Here is a 16601-nt window from a genome sequence, read left to right as displayed (position 1 = left end):
CTCCACCGCTGCCATTCTAGCAGACGGCGGGCGCACCAACTTAGAAGGATGAGGAATGGGGGAGCGCTGGCAGGAGACGGCGTAAGCTTTACCCGCCCAGCCGCTCGAGCGCCTCGGTGAGCTTGGCGATGCGGGCCAGTGCATCCTCGCGGCGCTCGCGCTGCTCCTCGACGACCTCCTCGGGGGCGCGGGCGATGAAGTCGGCGTTGCCGAGCTTGGCGTCGATCTTCTTCACCTCGCCCGCGAGGCGGTCGAGTTCCTTGCGCAGGCGGGCGCGCTCGGCGTCGAGGTCGACGATGCCCGCGAGCGGCAGGGCCGCCACCTCGCCGCGCACGACCATCTGCACGGACTGGCCGGGGGCCGCATCCGCGAAGGTGACGTCGGAGAGGCGCGCGAGGCGCTTCAGCATGTCCATCCAGCGGCCGGCGCGCTCCTGCGTGGCGGCGGAGGCTCCCACGAGGACGAGGGGGATTTGCGCGCCGGCGGGCACGTTGGTCTCCGTGCGCGCCGAGCGGATCTCGGTGATGAGATCGACGAGCCAGCCGATCTCGGCTTCCGCCTGCGGAAAGGCCTGCGGGGCGGAGGGCCACTGCGCGAGCGCCAGGATGGTGTCGCGCTTGGGGCCCTCGGCGCCCTTGATGGCCCACAGTTCCTCGGTGATGTACGGCATGAACGGATGCAGCAGCGCCGCGATACCGTCGATCACGAAGGCGACGCTCGCCCGCGTCTCGGCCTTGGCGGCCTCGTCCTCGCCGGCGAACACGGGCTTGGCGAGCTCGAGATACCAGTCGCAGAACACGTTCCACACGAAGCGATAGGCGGCGTTGGCCGCGTCGTTGAAGCGGTAGGCCTCGATCGCCGCCGTCACCTCGCCGACCGCCTTGCCGAACTCGCCCAGAGCCCAGCGGTTGAGCGTGAGCGTGGCCGCCGAGGGATCGAAGCCGGCGACGCGGGCACAGCCGTTCATCTCGGCGAAGCGCGCCGCGTTCCACAGCTTGGTCGCGAAGTTGCGGTACCCCTCGACGCGCTGGCGCGACAGCTTGATGTCGCGACCCTGGGCGGCCATGGCCGCCAGCGTGAAGCGCAGGGCGTCGGCGCCGTAGCTGTCGATCAGGTCGAGCGGGTCGATCACGTTGCCCTTCGACTTCGACATCTTCGCCCCCTTCTCGTCCCGGACGAGGGCGTGGATGTAGACCGTGTGGAACGGGATCTCCTTCTGGAAGTGGATGCCCATCATCATCATGCGGGCGACCCAGAAGAAGATGATGTCGAAACCCGTCACCAGCACGCTGGTGGGGTAGTAGCGGGCGAGCTCCGGCGTCTTCTCGGGCCAGCCCAGTGTCGAGAACGGCCACAGCGCCGAGGAAAACCACGTGTCGAGCACGTCCTCGTCGCGGGTGAGCGCGGTCGGCTGGCCATAGTGCGCCGCGGCGGCGGCCAGGGCCTCGGCCTCGGTCTTCTCGACGAAGACGTGCCCGTCCGGCCCGTACCAGGCCGGGATCTGGTGGCCCCACCAGAGCTGGCGGGAGACGCACCACGGCTCGATGTTCTCCAGCCAGTCGTAGTAGGTCTTTTCCCAGTTCTTCGGCACGAACGCGGTCTTGCCCGTGCGCACGGCCGCCAGCGCCGGCTGCGCCAGCGTCTTGGCGTCGACGTACCACTGGTCGGTGAGCCAGGGCTCGATGACGACGTTCGAGCGGTCGCCGTGCGGCACCGTGTGCGTCGTCGGCTCGATCTTCGCGAGCAGGCCGCGGGCGGCCATCATGGCGACGACGCGCTTGCGCGCCTCGAAGCGGTCGAGGCCGGACAGCGCCATGGTCTCGGGCTCCGGCGAGGTGCCCTCCAGGAACGCCTCGTTGCCGGCCAGAAGCACGGCGGCCTCGCCGTCCAGGACGTTGATCAGCTTGAGGCCGTGGCGCCGCCCGACGTCGAAGTCGTTGAAATCGTGGGCCGGGGTGATCTTCACGGCGCCGGTGCCCTTCTCCGGATCGGCGTAGTCGTCGCCGACGATCGGGATGAGGCGGCCGACCAGCGGCAGGCGGACGGAGCGGCCGATCAGGCCCTTGAGCGCCTCGTTCTCCGGGTGCACGGCGATGGCGGTGTCGCCCAGCATCGTCTCGGGCCGCGTCGTGGCGATGCGGATGAAGGTCGAGGCGTCGGCGGCGTCGTAGGCCGCGCCCTCCAGTGGATAGTCGAAATAGAACAGGTGCCCGCTGGGGTCCTTGTCGAGGGCCTTGCGAAGCTGGGCCTCGTCGAAACCCGGGCCGTCCTCGCCGGCGGCGGGGCGGTCCCACTTCAGCGAGCCGCGCTTCTCGACCTGCATCACCTCGAGGTCGGAGATGGCGGTCTGGAACTTCGGGTCCCAGTTCACCAGCCGCTTGTCGCGGTAGATCAGGCCCTGCTTGTGGAGCGTGACGAAGACTTCGAGAACGGCCTGCGACAGGCCCTCGTCCATGGTGAAGCGTTCGCGCGACCAGTCGCACGACGCGCCGAGGCGCTTGAGCTGGCGGGTGATCGTGCCGCCCGATTCCTCCTTCCACGACCAGACCCGCTTCAGGAAGGCCTCGCGGCCCATGGCGCGGCGGCCGGGCTCCTGGCGCTCCATGAGCTGGCGCTCGACGACCATCTGCGTGGCGATGCCCGCGTGATCGGTGCCCGGCTGCCACAGCACGTCCTTGCCGCGCATGCGCTCGAACCGGCACAGGATGTCCTGCAGCGTGTTGTTGAGCGCGTGGCCCATGTGCAGGGAGCCCGTGACGTTGGGCGGCGGGATGACGATGCAATAGGGCTCGGCCCCTGCCCGCTCCGGACGGCCGGCCTTGAAGGCCTCGCGCTCCTCCCAGAGGTCGGCGATGCGGGCCTCCACCGAGGCCGGGTCGAACGTCTTGTCCATCATCGGTCAATTCCTTGGCGCCGGCGGCGACGGGGCGCGTCCGGTCGGGCGTAGAAAGCGGAGGAAATGAAGCGAGTCAACGGCGCGCAGCCGCCAGGACGGCGGCATGGCCTCCAGGGTGCGGGTCCGCCCGGCGCGATGCGCCGGCGGGACCGGCGCCTCAGCCGCGCGAACCCTTGGATACTCGCTCGATCTCGGCGCGCACGAGGCGCTCCACGAGGGACGGCAGGTTCTGGTCCAGCCAGGACTTCAGCATGGGCCGGAGCATGTCCTTCACGAGGTCGTCCAGCGTCCGGGCGTTCTGCGCCAGGATCGCGGAGCCCAGAGCGTCGAACTGGGACGCCACGGCCGAGTTGGTCTCGGAAGACAGCAGCGATTCCGCCGGCGGCGGCGGAACGGCCCGCGCCTGCACGGGCGGGGGCGGAGGAACGAAAACGGGTTCCGGCTCCGGCTCCGGTTCGGGCTCCGGCATCTTCGGGAGCACGAGCAGCGGCTCCTCGATCTCGCGGAACTCGATGTCGTCTGCGGGAGCGGGTTCGGGCTTGGCGACGGTGGCGAGGTCGAGAACGTCCGAGTCGTCCTCGACGACCGCTGCGGGCGGCTCCGGCTCGGGCTCGGGCGCAGCAGCGGGAGGCGCTTCGCCCCCCGTGTCGTCGGCGATGATCCGGCGAATGGAGGCGAGAATCTCCTCCATCGACGGTTCGTTCGCCTTAAGGCTCGCACTCATGACAGTCGATCCGCCCCGCCGCGTCTACAGATCACGTCCGAATCATGGCGACCTGGCCACAGGATCGCTCACGCGAGTATGGACTGCGTCGATGCGATGGCAAGGACCACCGCATCGCAACCGTCTGAAAAGAGGGTCTTATCCCCGGGTCAGCGACCGTCCGGCGTCTTCGTGCCGATCCACTTGTCGCGAACCTGCTCGTAGTGAGTCGCCGGCTCGTACTGGTCGACGTTGACGGCGAGCTGGCGGGTCGAGAGGCGGCCGATGGCCGACATGACCGAGTAGGAGGCCACGACGCGGTTGCGCTGCGCGGTGATCAGGTTGACGCGCGCCGTCAGCAGTTCCTGCTGGGCGTTCAGCACGTCGAGGGTCGTGCGCTGGCCGACCTTGGCCTCTTCCCGCACGCCGTTCAGGGCGGTCTCGGCCGCCTGGATCTGAGCCTGGGAGGCCGTGATCTGCTCGCGGGTCGATTCGAGTGAGGCCCACGCGGTCACGACCGACTGGCGAACCTGGTCGCGGGTCTGGTCCGCTTCGAGGCGACGCTGGCCCAGCGTTTCCTTGGCCTGCCGCACGCGGGCATAGACGTCGCCGCCTTCGTAGATCGGCACGCTCACACGACCGACGACCTGGATCTGGTTCAATTCCTGGTTCGACGCCTGGTAGTCCCAACGCTTGGACGCCGTCGCCTGCGCGGCGACCGTGGGATAGAGCTCGCCCTCGACGACCTTCACCGCCAACTGGGCCGCATCGACCGTGTGAAGCGCGGCGGAGATCAGCGGGTGCTCGGCCTGCGACACCGCGATGGCCGCGTCGAGCGACTTCGGCAGCGTGGCATCGAGCGCCTTGGCCGGCTGAAGCTGCTTGGCGTCGACGCCGATCACCTGGCGATAGCGGCCGAGGCTCGCCTTCAGGTTGCCGGCGGCGGCGGCCGAATCGGAGTTGGCCTGGGCGAGGCGGGCCTCGGCCTGAGCGACGTCCGTGCGGGTGACTTCGCCGACGTTGAAGCGGTCACGCGTCTGGCGCAGCTGCTCCTCGAGGACCTCGATGTTGTTCTTGCGCAGGCTCAGGATGGCCGTGTCGCGCAGAACGTCCATGTAGGCGGTCGCGCCGTCGAGCAGGACGCTCTGCTCGGTGTTGCGCAGCGTCTCGCGCGAGGCCAGCACCGTCGAATCGGCACGGCGCACGCTGTTGGAGGTGCGGTTGCCGTTCCACAGCGTCTGGTCGACCTGCAGGCCGACGCCACGCGGGAAGAACTTGTCGTTGGACCAGCTGTTCCGGAACAGGTCCTGGGTCTGGTAGCCCACGTCGCTCGAGGCGGTGATCTTGGGCCGGTAGCCCGACAGCGCCTGCGGCACGCTTTCGTCGACCGAGCGCGTATTGGCGCGCTGGGCGTTGAGCTGCGGGTTGCTCCGATAGGCGCGCGCCATGGCGCTGGCGATCGTCTCGGCCGCATCCGCAGTGGCAGCGCCGACGCTCAGGAAGGCGCCCGCCAGGAGGATCGACCGGAGAGATACAGCTTTAAACTGGCTCAATGCACGCCCCGATTGAGTTTATTGGCGGCCCGCCACCCCGGCGGGAACGCTGCACCAGACATGTAGACCCAGATCTCTCTGGACCGACCCCATGGAACACTAGCTTTCCTTACGATCGGATTGAAGCCGGCATTCCACGATTTTTATCAAGTGGCGCAAAAGAGTGACACTCGTCAGAAGACGAAGGCGGGCCGCTTCGCGAAGCCGGGCAATATCGGCGCCGCGGCCTCGGTGATCGTGCGGTTCCCGACCGTCTTCCCGGACTTGCGGTAGACCGTGGCGCTGGCTGCCCGGCCGCTGCCTTTAACGCCCACGAGGCGCCCACCGTCCGCAAGTTGCGCGAGCAAGGCGTCGGGCTCGACCTCGAAGGCGCCCTCCACCACGATGACGTCGTAGGGCGCGCGGGCCTTGTCGCCCTCCTCGAGAGGGCCCTTGGCCAGCACGACCGGGGAGCCGGCGAGTCGCTCGGCCGCGACCTGCTGGAGCGCGGGATCGCATTCCAGCGCCGTCACCACCGCGCCCATGTCCGCGATCACGGCGGCGCCGTAGCCCGTGCCGGCGCCGACCACGAGGACCTTCGAACCGGCCACGATCTCGGCGGCCTGAATGAGGCGGGCGAAGACCATCGGGGTCATCAGCTGGCGGTCGCTGCCGGGAAGCATCGGAACCGACCGGTCGAGATAGGCCAGCGTCGAATCGGACACGAACGCCTCGCGCGGCACCGTGTCCATGGCGGCGGTGACGCCCGGATCGGTGACGTCATAGGTGCGCAGCTGGCAGTCGACCATCATGCGGCGCTGCTGGGCGAAATCGGACATGGTGTTGCTCCGGCACAGGACCGTCTGCGGTGCCCGGGGGCGCCGCGCGGCGCGTTCCGCGGGTTTTCGACCAGCATCGGCCAAAACGCAAGCACGACCGTCGTCGAAGACGCCCGGTCTTGCGCCAGCGTGGTCAATCCGCCGTCCACCCGCCGTCCACGAGCAGCGCCGTGCCGGTGATCATCGCCGACGCGTCGCTCGCCAGGAACAGGATGGGACCCATGACGTCCTCGACCTCCCCGAGCCGACCGAGCTTGATCTTCCCCAGGACGGCGTCGCGGAAGGCGGCATCCTCGAAATAGGGTCGCGTCATCTCGGTCACGATGAAGGTCGGCCCCACGGTGTTGACGCGGATGCCGGCCGCGCCGAACTCGACCGCCATCGCCTTGGTCAGGCCCTCGATGGCGTGCTTCGACGCGCAATAGACGGTCCGCTTGGACCAGCCGACGTGTCCCATCTGCGAGGAGATGTTGATGATCGACCCCGCGATCGCCTCGCTCACCATGCGCGCCGCCACCGTCTGGGCGACGAAATAGGCGGCCCGGACGTTGAGGTCCATCACCGCGTCGAAGTCCTCGGTGGTGATGTCGGTCATCGGGCGGGGCCGGTTGGTGCCCGCGTTGTTCACCAGCACATGGAACGGTTCCGCGGCCGCCAGGGTCTGGCGGACGGCCGTCACGTCCAGCACGTCGAGAACGAGAGGCTCGGCGGAGCCTCCGCGCTCCACGATCGCCCGAGCCGCGGCCTCGATCTCCGGGCGGGTGCGGGCGGCGAGAACCACGTGGGCTCCCGCCTCGGCGAGGGCGGCGGCGGCGGCGAGCCCCAGCCCCCTCCCCGCGCCGGTGATCAGCGCCCGCCGCCCGTCGAGGCGGAACGAGGGGGTGCGGGGCAGCTGCGTCATTCCGCGGCCTCTCCGTAGGGAATGTTGCGACCGCCGTACCGACGGACGCGGACATTGGCCTGTTCCGCGTGGCCGACGAAGCCTTCCAGCATGCACAGGCGCGAGCAGTACTCGCCGATCATGGCCGAAGCCTCGGCCGTCTGCACCTTCTGGTACGTGCAGGTCTTCATGAACTTGCCGACCCACAGGCCGCCGGTGTACCGGGCGGCCTTCTTCGTCGGCAGGGTATGGTTCGTGCCGATGACCTTGTCGCCGTAGGCCACGTTGGTGCGAGGCCCGAGGAACAGCGCCCCGAAATTCGTCATCGAGCGCAGGAAGAACTCGTCGTCGCGGGTCATGATCTGGACGTGCTCCGAGGCGATCCGGTCCGCCTCCTCGCGCATCTCCTCCAGGCCGTCGCAGACGATGACCTCGCCGTAGTCCTCCCAGGCCTGCCGCGCCACGTCGCCCGTCGGCAACCGCCCGAGCAGCCTCTCGATCTCGGCCATGGTCTCGCGGGCGAGCTTCTCGCTGTCGGTGATCAGGACGGCCGGCGAGGTCGGACCATGCTCGGCCTGGCCCAGGAGGTCGGTCGCGCAGATCTCGGCGTCCACCGTCTCGTCCGCCACCACGAGCGTCTCGGTGGGGCCGGCGAACAGGTCGATGCCGACGCGGCCGTAGAGCTGGCGCTTGGCTTCGGCGACGAAGGCGTTGCCCGGGCCCACCAGCATGTCGACCGGCTTGATGCTCTGCGTGCCCAGCGCCATGGCCGCGACCGCCTGGACGCCGCCGAGCACCAGGATCTCGTCGGCCCCGCCCATGTGCATGGCCGCCACGATCGCCGGATGCGGCGCGCCGCGGTGCGGCGGCGCCGAGGCGATGACGCGCGGCACGCCCGCGACCTTGGCCGTAACGACGCTCATGTGGGCCGACGCGATCATCGGGTAGCGACCGCCCGGCACATAGCAGCCGACCGCGTTCACCGGAATGTTGCGGTGACCGAGCACGACGCCGGGAAGCGTCTCCACCTCGAGGTCGCGCAGGCATTCCTTCTGCTTCTGGGCGAAGTTGCGCACCTGCGCCTGCGCGAAGGCGATGTCGTCGAGGTCGCGCTGGCGCAGTTGGCCCATCGCCGCCTCGATCTCGGCCTTGCCGAGGAAGAAGTCGCGCGGGGCGTAGTTGTCGAACTTCTGGGACAGGTCGCGGACGGCGTCGTCGCCGCGCGCCTCCACGTCGGCGAGAATCGTCTCGACGGTCGCGCGAACCTTGTCGTCGGCCTCCTTGCGCGCCTGCGCGTCCTTGCCGCGCTTGAGCCACCGAGCCATGTCGTCCTCCCTGCGTTCGATTTTGCAAGCGTATGCAAAACGACTTCGGACGGCAAGGCTCCGCGCTCACGCGCTTGGACGGACGTAGATTTTCTCCAGCCTGTCCCACTGCTTCACGAGCGCACGCACGCAGTCGGGATCGAAATGGCTGCCCGCATTGGCCTCCAGGAAGGCCCTGACGTCGGGCAAGGACCACGGCTTCTTGTAGGGCCGCTCGGAGAGGAGCGCGTCGCAGACGTCCGCCACCGCGGTGATGCGCCCGGAGAGCGGGATGTCGGCGGCCTTGAGCCGGCGGGGATATCCTGTCCCGTCCCATTTCTCGTGGTGCGTGAGGGCGATTTCGGCGGCCAGCGACACCAGCGGGGACTTGCTGCCCGCCAGCACGTCGTAGCCGTTGACCGCGTGGAGCTCCATCTGCCGGCGCTCCTCGGGGTCGAGCTTGTCGCGCTTGAAGAGGATGGCGTCCGGCACGGCGATCTTGCCGATGTCGTGCATGGGCGAGGCCCGCACGAGGTCGTTCACGAGATCCGGATCCATGGCCAGGCCCTCGGCGACGATGCGGCTCACGGAGGCGACGCGCATGATGTGCTCGCCGGTCTGGTCGTCACGCTGCTCGGCCGCGCGCGACAGCCGCGCGATGATCTCCATCTCCCGATCCAGGATTTCCTGCGTTCCCTCGCGGATGCGCACCACCATGGCGTTGAAGGCCCGGGCTAGCTGCCGGGTCTCGCGATCACCGGAGGTGTCGGGGACGGCGTCGTAAGCGTTCTGGCGGCCGGGGGCCGACATGGCGGCCGCGAGGCTGCGGAGCGGGGCGGTGATGGACCGCTGCAAGCGGGCCGCCAGCACGAGGCCGAGAACCAGGATGAGCGTGGCGATGCCGACGTCGCGCGCCAGCACCGCGGCGAGCTGGCCGGGCAGTTCGTCCACGCCCATCAGAAGGCGCACCTGACCGATTCGCTGCCCGCCGTGGATCACGGGCACCACCACGTGGACGGTTCTGGCGGTCAGGAGCGCCAGCACCGGGATGGGTTCGTCCTCGGCCAGCAGGGGGTCGGAGGTGAGGTAGGCGCCCTCGCCCAGTTCGGCGACCATGCGACCGGCTTCGTCGAGGATTTCCGCCCGCTGCAGGCCCGGGATGCGGGCGACGGCGCGCAGGGTCTGGATCGTCGCGTCGCGCCGGCCGGCGGCCAGGTCGCCGGACGTGGCGGCCGCGAAGAGCCGGGCCGTCGTCAGCATCGAGTCGCGCTTCGTCTCGCCGAAGCGCTGGATCTCGCTGTAGAGGCCCAGCGTCACCATCAGGGACAGGGCCAGGCCGATCACGAGGACGACGAGCGTCCCGATCCGGCGGCCGATGGTGGGGACCCTGGCGAGTTCGGGATCCACGGTGCGTCCTCAGTTGCGCAGCCGGACGGCGCCCGGCCCGACGCCGGAGGGAACGGGCGTGTCCGTCGACGCGTAGGCCGAGTTGATCACGAGGGTGGGCGATCCGCGCGCGGTCAGCTTCTTGGCCACCACGATGGTCCAGGGGGACTGGTCGGCGATGCGGTTTCCCTGCCCCGACACCTCGAGCTCGGCATTGGGCAGGTAGATCGTCCCGAGGATCTTCTTGGCGTTGCGCGTCGAAATGCCGAGCGTCCCGCGGAAGCTGCGGTCCGTGATGATGGCGAAGCCGGCATAGGGGCCCGACTTCCTGGCCTCCAGCGACAGCGTCACGTTGTCGGTCATGCTCGCGGCGAGCTGCCCCTTGAAGATGACCACGACGTCCCGGCCCTGGATGGACACGTCGCCGGCGACGTTGAAGACCGGACCCACGAAGTAGTGCTCACCGGGGTTGAGCAGCAGCGTGCCGCTGCCCAGCAGCTGGAGGCTGCCGCAATGGGTCCCGGGATTGAGCGTCCGCGTGCCGCTGCCGAGCTGGATGGTGATGTCGGTGCAGCCGGGCGGGACGTTGATGGGGAGGGCCGCGAAGGGATCGCGGATCTCGGGTGCGTCCATCACGGCCTTGGGCGTGAGGTCGCCGGAGGCGCGGCCCGAGACGCGCACGGCTCCGGCCTTCACCGCGGCCTGCCCCGCCGCGATCAGGTCGCCGTTGCTCTGGACGAGGCAGTCCTGCGCCGTCAGCCGGGACTGCTGGGTCATCTGCAGGGAGTCGCCGTCGGACTGCATGGCCAGGGTGCACAGCGGGTAGGTCGCCGAGTTCACGCCGGTCGCGGTCACGTTGGCGGTCATCATGCCGCTGGGCACCATCTTGCCGAAGAAGCCCGCGCGCTGCGCCGCGATCGCCACGGTCACGCTGCCGGTGGTCTTGTCGGCCGTCACTGTCGTCTCGACCGTCCACTTGGCCTCGATCGGGTCCGTCAGCCCGTCGGCCCAGGCCCGGATGCGGGTGAGCGTCGCCGCGCTGGGATCGACCGAGTACTGGCGGGCGCCGTTCAGCGCGGTGCTGTCGGCGATGGCCTGCAACTGGTTGCGGGTCCGCGTCACCTCGGTGAACTCGACGGCTCCGGCTGCCCCGAGCGCGAGGACCGGGGCGGCAATACCGGCGAGGGTTTGCACACCGCCAGCCCTGTCTCTCGCGAGGGCGGTCAGGTGCGTTAGCAGCGGCAGGCGCATTGGCGGATGCATCCACGGGTCGATCAGGCGCACCCGTCTTAGCCGCGGACCCGGAAAGGGACCGGCACGACTTTTCGGCGATTCTTCACATCGTCATTTGCGAATGAATTACCACACACCGTTTCAGTGGTTCGGAAGGGTTCGCGACACGGCGAAAAGAGCCGACGCGGGCCTGCGCTTGTCGCTCGATCAGCCGGCTGTGTCGGGATTGCGGAGGTGGACCTCCGCCTCGGCGCCGTCGTCTCACGGCACGGAAAAGTTTGGAGGCCTCGGAGGGAATCGAACCCCCGTACAAGGATTTGCAGTCCTCTGCGTAACCACTCCGCCACGAGGCCATCGTGACAACCGCCCGACCCAATCGAGATCACCGCGGACGCGACGCCCTGATAGCAACAGGCCCGCCGTCGGGCAACCACCTTTCCGTGCCGAAGGCGAACATGATCCTGAATATGGAGGAAAATTCATTTTTGGAGGTAGGCGGACAAAACGACTTGCAACTGCCATCCGGATTGATGTAGACCCCCGTTCGCCGACGGTCCCCGATAGCTCAGTTGGTAGAGCATTCGACTGTTAATCGAATTGTCGCAGGTTCGAGCCCTGCTCGGGGAGCCACTCTTCTCCGGATTGATCGGCAGACGCAGCCCCGCTCACGCGGGGCTTTTGTTTTTCACGTGTCCCGCCTGATCGACATCGGTTTCGTGCGCGCCATGCGCGGCCCGCCGATACGTCGCGCCGAGGGCAGCTCGACCGACTCAACCGGCCGTCGGTGGGCTGCGACATTGTGTTTCAATTTGGGATTGCAAGCCTCACAAAAGTCCAATCTATTGGTGCCCGCGCATCCTCGTCCGCCAACGAGGGGGGCAAGCCGGATCCCGCCAGATCCGACCTGGGGAAAGCCAATGACATTGATCGACCAGAGTTGTTTCTGGGACGAGGATTCGGCCGTGCGGGTCCTCGTGGCGACGCGCTGGCCGCGCGGCGTCCAATGCCCGTGTTGCGGCGAACTGGGCCGCGTCAAGCCCATCGCCGGGAAGACGACCGCCAGCGGATCCTTCAAGTGCTACGCCTGCAAGCGCCGCTTCTCCGTGCGCACCGGCAGCCTGGCCGAAGGAAGCCACATTCCCCTGTCGCGGTGGCTGCGCGCCATTCTCGTCGTGGCCTGTGCCGGCAGGCCGTTCGGGTGCAAGCATCTCGAGGAGGCGTGCGACGTCGCCCCCCGGATCGCCCGGGCCTTGCGGCAGAAACTTCTCCTGTGCCTGCAGGCGCCGCAGGACCCGCCCGGAATGGCCCTGGACGACCTGCCGGTGGGGCTGCTGCTGGGCGACAGCGAGGTCGCGCACGAGTTCGAGCCGTTCCAGGACGTCTGCCGCGCCCTCGGCATCCCCTCCGAGGACCAGGCCATGACCTTCCTCACGGCCGTGCGCCGGGTGATCGCCTCGCCCCCGTCCACGTCCGCGGTGGCCGCGTCCGGCGGCTCCGGCGACGTGGATCTCGGCAACCCCGCGGAGACGCGCGAGGCACGCCGCGCCGCGCCGCCGGTCGCCCACTGGATGTGAGGAGCCGGCGGCCGCGACCCGCCGGGCGCGGGCCCGGCATTCCGGCCGGTTAGCCAGCCGGCCTCGACAGGCCTATCATGAGGCCCACCCTGTCGAGAGAGTACGCCTCATGACGACCCGGCTTCCCGATCCGCCGGACTTTGCCGCCCTCGAGGCGGCGGCTCCGGCCACCGCCGACCGCCGGTCCATGATCCTCGCGCTCATCGGCAACGTCGTGTTCTCGTGGTCCAACAACGAGAGCATGTTCATCTACGTGCTCATGGTCCTCATCGAGACGGACGACGTGTCGGCTGCGATCATCTTCGCGACGCTCAACACCACCCGCGCCAGGCTCGATCTCGTTCAGCGCCTCGCGAAGGTGAAGGTCGAGGACAAGGCCACGGCGCGGGCGCTGGAGGAACTCGTCGAGCGCTTCAATGCGGCGACGCGGCTGCGCAACGAGTTCAACCACTCAATGTACACGCTGGACGACAAGGGCGAGATCACCCACACCAGCTCGACTCGCGTCCACGAGACCCGCAAGGGCGGTCTCCAGCTCGGTGTCAGCCGCGCCATGAACGACGAGCGGATTCGGGAAATGGTCAAGGCGATCGAGGAGATGAAGTCCCTCAACCGCGACCTGTGGGCTTTCCTGCCGCGCCTGCAGGCCGCCGTGGCGGCCCGCGGCGCGAGGACCAGGCGCCCGGCCCAGCCGCCCGAGGCGGTCTGACGGCAGGGGCGGATCGCGCCCCGCCTCTGGTCCTGCCCCGCCCTGCCCTCAGGGTTCGCGGAAGGCCCGGCTCATCGTGTCGCGCACGGGCTTGGCCAGGTACTGGAAGAAGGTGCGGTCGGACGTCCGGATGTACACCTCGGCCGGCATGCCGGGCGTCGGCGTGAAGTGCGGCAGCGCGGTCACCTCCTCGTTGGCGAGCCGGACGCGCGCGATGTAGGTGTCGCGCGTGGACTTGTCGACGCGCCCTTCCTCGCTGAGCGCGTCCGCCGACACGTAGACCACCTCGCCCGACACCATCGGCGTGATCCGCTGGTTGAGTGCCGTGAGGCGGACCATCGCCGTGTTGCCGCGCTTGACGCTGTCGATGTCCTGCGGGCGCACGCGCACCTCGATGAGGAGCTCGTCGCGCAGCGGCAGGACCTCCATGATGCTGCGCCCGGGCTCCACGACGCCACCGGGCGTGTGGTAGCGCAGCTTCACCACGGCGCCGCGGACCGGCGCGGTGATGCGCACCCGATCGAGGATGCCGCGGGCGGTCATCAGCCGCTCGCGCGTGTCGAACAGGTCGGCGCGAATGTCCTGCAGCTGCTCGATGGCGAGCTTCACGACGCCGTTGCGCAGGCCCGAGATCTGCTCCCGGGCCCGCGCCATCCGTTCGCGCGTGTCGCCGATGTCGCCGGTGAGCCGGCCGACCTCGCCCTGGAGCGCCAGCCGCGCCCTCTGGAGCTGCAGGACCTCGGACTTGCGGATCAGGCCGTTGGTGAGAAGCCCCTTCTTGCCGCCGATCTCCTCCTCGTAGAGCGCCAGCTGGTCCTTGACCGAGGCGAGCTGCGTGCGGGCGCCCGTCAGGTGCTCGTTGAGCGAGTCGATGCTTTCCTGCATCGCCGTGATCTCGCTGAGGATCTGTGTCCGCCGCGCCTTGAAGGTGAGGCGCTGGTTCTCGACGATGGTGACGACCTCCGGCTCCTCCGACTCCTGGAGCTGCTGTGGGACGTCGATGCTCTCGCTCCAGTCGATCTCGGCCTTGAGCCGCGCCTCCACGGCCTCGAGCCTCGCGAGCTTCAGCGTGAGGCGGCGCAGTTCCGCCTTCGGCGTGGTGTCGTCGAGCACGACGAGCGTCTGCCCCGCCTCGACGATGTCGCCCTCGTGCACCTTGATCTCGCGGATCACGCCGCCTTCCAGGTGCTGGATCGTCTTGTTCTGGCCGCTGGCGACGAAGGCCCCCGACGTGATGATGGCGCCGGCGATGGGCGCGGTCGCGCTCCAGGCGGAGAAGCCCAGCACGGCCACGCCGGTGATCACCATGCCGGCGAGGATGTGATGGCGGGTCGAGCGCGGGACGGCGGCGTACCAGGGTTGCGCGGACATGGCGTTCTCCTCAGGCCGGGACCGGGACCTGGCCCTCCGCCGCGGCGGGCGCGGGGGCGGGCTGGCCGGGTGCGGGGCGCGTGCCCGACAGGATGGGCAGGACGTCGGCGCGCGGCCCGAAGGCCTGCACCGAGCCGTTGTTGAGGATCATGATCTTGTCCACGCTGTTGAGGAGCGCCGGGCGCTGCGTGATGGCGACCACCGTGGTGCCGCGCTGCTTGGCCCGCGCCATCGCCCTGGCGAGCGCCTGCTCGCCGGCGGTGTCGAGGTTGGAGTTCGGCTCGTCCAGCACGACGAGGCGGGGATTGCCGTAGAAGGCGCGCGCCAGCCCGATCCGCTGCTTCTGGCCGCCGGAGAGCGGGCTGCCGTCCATGCCGATCTGCGTCTCGTAGCCCTGGGCGAACTCCGAGATCATGTCGTGCACGTCGGCGAGTTCGGCGGCGCTGAAGACCTCCTCGTCGGTCGCGTCCTCGCGCATGCGGGCGATGTTGGCCTTGATGCTGGCGGGGAAGAGCTGCACGTCCTGGGGCAGGTAGCCGACGCTCTCGCCGAACTGCCGCGGATCCCAGTTGCGCAGATCCATCATGTCCAGCCGGACGTTGCCCGCGGTGGGGGTGATCGAGCCCACGAGCATCTTGCCGAGCGTCGACTTGCCGGTGCCGGACGGGCCGACGACGGCCAGCGACTCGCCGGGCTGCAGCGTGAAGGTGATGCCGTTGAGGATGACCTTCTTGTTGGGCGGCGGCACGTAGAGGATGCGCTCGACATGCAGCAGGCCCTGCGGGCGCGGCAGCCGCAGGCGGTCGATGTTCAGCGGCGAGGAGAGCAGCAGGCTGCGGATGCGGCCGTAGGCGGCCTTGGCCTGCACGAAATGCTTCCAGCCCTCGATGACGCCCTCGATGGGGGCGAGCGCGCGGCTCGCGACGATCGAGCCCGCGATCACCATGCCACCCGTCAACCCGCCGTGAAGCGCGAGCCACGTGCCCCAGCCCAGGATCGAGATCTGCGTCACCATGCGGACGAACTTGGTGATGCCCGCCATCATGATGTTGCGGTCCTGGGCGATCACCTGGGCCTTCAGGCTCTCGGCCGTCTCCCGCCCCCAGATGTTCACGCTCTCGGGGATCATGCCCATGGCGTTGATCACCTGCGCGTTGCGGGCCATGGCGTCGGCCTGCAGGTTGGCGCGCGTGGCGTAGGCGTTGGCGATGCCGAAGGGGACGGCCGTGATCCGCTGGTTGATCGTGGCCACCACCAGCAGGAGGATGCCGGTGCCGGTGACGATGAAGCCGAGATCCGGGTGGATCAGGAAGACCGCCAGCAGATAGACCGGGGCCACCGGCGCGTCGAACATCGTCAGCAGCACCGGGCCGGTGATGAAGCCGCGCAGCATCTGCAGGTCGGCGAGCGTCTGGAACTCCTTGCTCGAGCCGGCCTGCGCCGCCTTCGCGGCCGCGCTCAGCACGGGCGCACCCAGGCGGCTCTCCACCTCCACGGCCGTGCGCATCAGGACCAGCCGGCGGATGATGTCCACCACGACGTTGATGGCGATGGCGCCGCAGACGACCACCGACAGCATGGCCAGCGTGTCCAGGCTGCGGGAGGTGAGCACCCGGTCCGACAGGTTGAACAGGTAGATCGGGATCGCCAGCACCAGCAGGTTGATGACGAAGGAGAAGAAGGCCACCGCGACGAGGTTCGAGCGGCACTGCGCCAGGCCCTTGCCCAGCACGTCCCTGAACTCCTCGTTCGACGTGCGCTGCTGCAGGCGGGACGCCTCGCTGCCGCCGCCGCCCGGGCCGTCCTGCCGGTCGGCATCGCCGCTTCCTGCGCCGGCGGACCGTTTCAGGCCGAGGCGGGCGAAGAGCGATGCAAGGCCCCCGATCTGGCCCCCATCGCGTTGATCCACCGCGTCGTCGCCGGAGCGCTCCGACGGCCTCATGCGTCCCGTGATCGATCCCAGCCAGGAGCGGAGGCGGTCGCGCCGGCCCGGAGCGGCGGCAGCGGTGAAATACGCCTCGTCGTCATGGCCGGCGGACCGGTGCTCGCCGTGCCGGGCCTGCCAGGCGCGATCGATCGCCTGCAGGTCGGGCAGCACCGCCTCCATGTCCGGCTTCGCGTCGAAGGCAGGATGGAGTTCGCCTTGCGATACCCGCGTGTTCATGGGTGTCTTT

At 69.1% G+C, this 16601-nt stretch carries 12 protein-coding genes and 2 tRNA genes; 3 read left to right on the top strand and 11 right to left on the bottom strand.

Annotated elements, in window-relative coordinates; translation table 11 throughout:
- Positions 1-88: 88 nt before the first annotated feature.
- From Q0Q47_RS28415 to Q0Q47_RS28375, 9 genes are all read right to left on the bottom strand, one after another.
- On the bottom strand, positions 89-2896 hold the full coding sequence (locus tag Q0Q47_RS28415) for a valine--tRNA ligase (protein ID WP_293868092.1): 2808 nt from the start codon (positions 2894-2896) through the stop codon (positions 89-91).
- A gap of 157 nt (positions 2897-3053) precedes the next feature.
- Positions 3054-3620 (bottom strand): PopZ family protein, encoded by a 567-nt coding sequence (locus Q0Q47_RS28410; protein WP_293868090.1) that lies wholly within the window; start codon positions 3618-3620, stop codon positions 3054-3056.
- A 149-nt stretch (positions 3621-3769) separates the two neighbouring features.
- Positions 3770-5152, bottom strand: a complete 1383-nt coding sequence (locus Q0Q47_RS28405) for a TolC family outer membrane protein (RefSeq protein WP_293868088.1) — start codon at positions 5150-5152, stop codon at positions 3770-3772.
- Positions 5153-5325: 173 nt separating this feature from the next.
- Entirely contained in the window at positions 5326-5970 is a 645-nt protein-coding gene (locus Q0Q47_RS28400; RefSeq protein WP_293868086.1) for a protein-L-isoaspartate O-methyltransferase, read from the bottom strand.
- A gap of 133 nt (positions 5971-6103) precedes the next feature.
- Entirely contained in the window at positions 6104-6871 is a 768-nt protein-coding gene (locus Q0Q47_RS28395) for an SDR family oxidoreductase (RefSeq protein WP_293868085.1), read from the bottom strand.
- A complete protein-coding gene (hisD, locus tag Q0Q47_RS28390) occupies positions 6868-8175 on the bottom strand; it encodes a histidinol dehydrogenase (RefSeq protein ID WP_293868084.1) in 1308 nt (435 codons plus the stop codon). The genes Q0Q47_RS28395 and hisD overlap by 4 nt, the downstream gene beginning before the upstream one ends.
- A gap of 66 nt (positions 8176-8241) precedes the next feature.
- Positions 8242-9561, bottom strand: coding sequence for an HD domain-containing phosphohydrolase (locus Q0Q47_RS28385; protein WP_293868082.1), 1320 nt, complete (start codon positions 9559-9561; stop codon positions 8242-8244).
- Positions 9562-9570: 9 nt separating this feature from the next.
- On the bottom strand, positions 9571-10734 hold the full coding sequence (locus tag Q0Q47_RS28380) for a TadE/TadG family type IV pilus assembly protein (RefSeq protein WP_293868080.1): 1164 nt from the start codon (positions 10732-10734) through the stop codon (positions 9571-9573).
- Between the two features lie 318 nt (positions 10735-11052).
- Positions 11053-11126, bottom strand: a tRNA-Cys gene (locus tag Q0Q47_RS28375).
- Positions 11127-11327: 201 nt separating this feature from the next.
- Between Q0Q47_RS28375 and Q0Q47_RS28370 the strand changes: the two genes are divergently transcribed.
- The 3 genes from Q0Q47_RS28370 (at position 11328) to Q0Q47_RS28360 (ending at position 13056) form a co-directional block, all read left to right on the top strand.
- A tRNA-Asn gene (locus tag Q0Q47_RS28370) sits at positions 11328-11403 on the top strand.
- Between the two features lie 287 nt (positions 11404-11690).
- Positions 11691-12347 carry a transposase gene (locus Q0Q47_RS28365; protein ID WP_293868078.1) on the top strand — a complete coding sequence of 219 codons (657 nt, stop codon included), beginning with the start codon at positions 11691-11693 and terminating at the stop codon, positions 12345-12347.
- A 109-nt stretch (positions 12348-12456) separates the two neighbouring features.
- Complete coding sequence (locus tag Q0Q47_RS28360) at positions 12457-13056, top strand: hypothetical protein (protein ID WP_293868076.1); 600 nt, start codon at positions 12457-12459, stop codon at positions 13054-13056.
- 48 nt (positions 13057-13104) lie between these two features.
- On the opposite strand, the gene Q0Q47_RS28355 is transcribed toward Q0Q47_RS28360, so the two are convergent.
- Together Q0Q47_RS28355 and Q0Q47_RS28350 are read right to left on the bottom strand one after the other, a co-directional pair.
- Complete coding sequence (locus Q0Q47_RS28355) at positions 13105-14427, bottom strand: HlyD family type I secretion periplasmic adaptor subunit (protein WP_293868074.1); 1323 nt, start codon at positions 14425-14427, stop codon at positions 13105-13107.
- Between the two features lie 10 nt (positions 14428-14437).
- Entirely contained in the window at positions 14438-16591 is a 2154-nt protein-coding gene (locus Q0Q47_RS28350; protein WP_293868072.1) for a type I secretion system permease/ATPase, read from the bottom strand.
- Positions 16592-16601 lie beyond the last annotated feature (10 nt).

The organism is uncultured Alsobacter sp. (assembly GCF_945952055.1).
Taxonomy (GTDB): Bacteria; Pseudomonadota; Alphaproteobacteria; order Rhizobiales; family Beijerinckiaceae; genus Alsobacter.
The sequence above is the reverse complement of the archived record's forward strand: the minus strand, read 5'-3'. Positions and strand labels throughout refer to the sequence as shown.

What these genes read in the sequence shown, in the direction of transcription:
- Q0Q47_RS28415 (WP_293868092.1), bottom strand. Translation starts at nt 2,896, where the DNA reads ATGATGGACAAGACGTTCGACCCGGCCTCGGTGGAGGCCCGCATCGCC.
- Q0Q47_RS28410 (WP_293868090.1), bottom strand. Translation starts at nt 3,620, where the DNA reads ATGAGTGCGAGCCTTAAGGCGAACGAACCGTCGATGGAGGAGATTCTC.
- Q0Q47_RS28400 (WP_293868086.1), bottom strand. Translation starts at nt 5,970, where the DNA reads ATGTCCGATTTCGCCCAGCAGCGCCGCATGATGGTCGACTGCCAGCTG.
- Q0Q47_RS28395 (WP_293868085.1), bottom strand. Translation starts at nt 6,871, where the DNA reads ATGACGCAGCTGCCCCGCACCCCCTCGTTCCGCCTCGACGGGCGGCGG.
- hisD (WP_293868084.1), bottom strand. Translation starts at nt 8,175, where the DNA reads ATGGCTCGGTGGCTCAAGCGCGGCAAGGACGCGCAGGCGCGCAAGGAG.
- Q0Q47_RS28365 (WP_293868078.1), top strand. Translation starts at nt 11,691, where the DNA reads ATGACATTGATCGACCAGAGTTGTTTCTGGGACGAGGATTCGGCCGTG.
- Q0Q47_RS28360 (WP_293868076.1), top strand. Translation starts at nt 12,457, where the DNA reads ATGACGACCCGGCTTCCCGATCCGCCGGACTTTGCCGCCCTCGAGGCG.
- Q0Q47_RS28355 (WP_293868074.1), bottom strand. Translation starts at nt 14,427, where the DNA reads ATGTCCGCGCAACCCTGGTACGCCGCCGTCCCGCGCTCGACCCGCCAT.
- Q0Q47_RS28350 (WP_293868072.1), bottom strand. Translation starts at nt 16,591, where the DNA reads ATGAACACGCGGGTATCGCAAGGCGAACTCCATCCTGCCTTCGACGCG.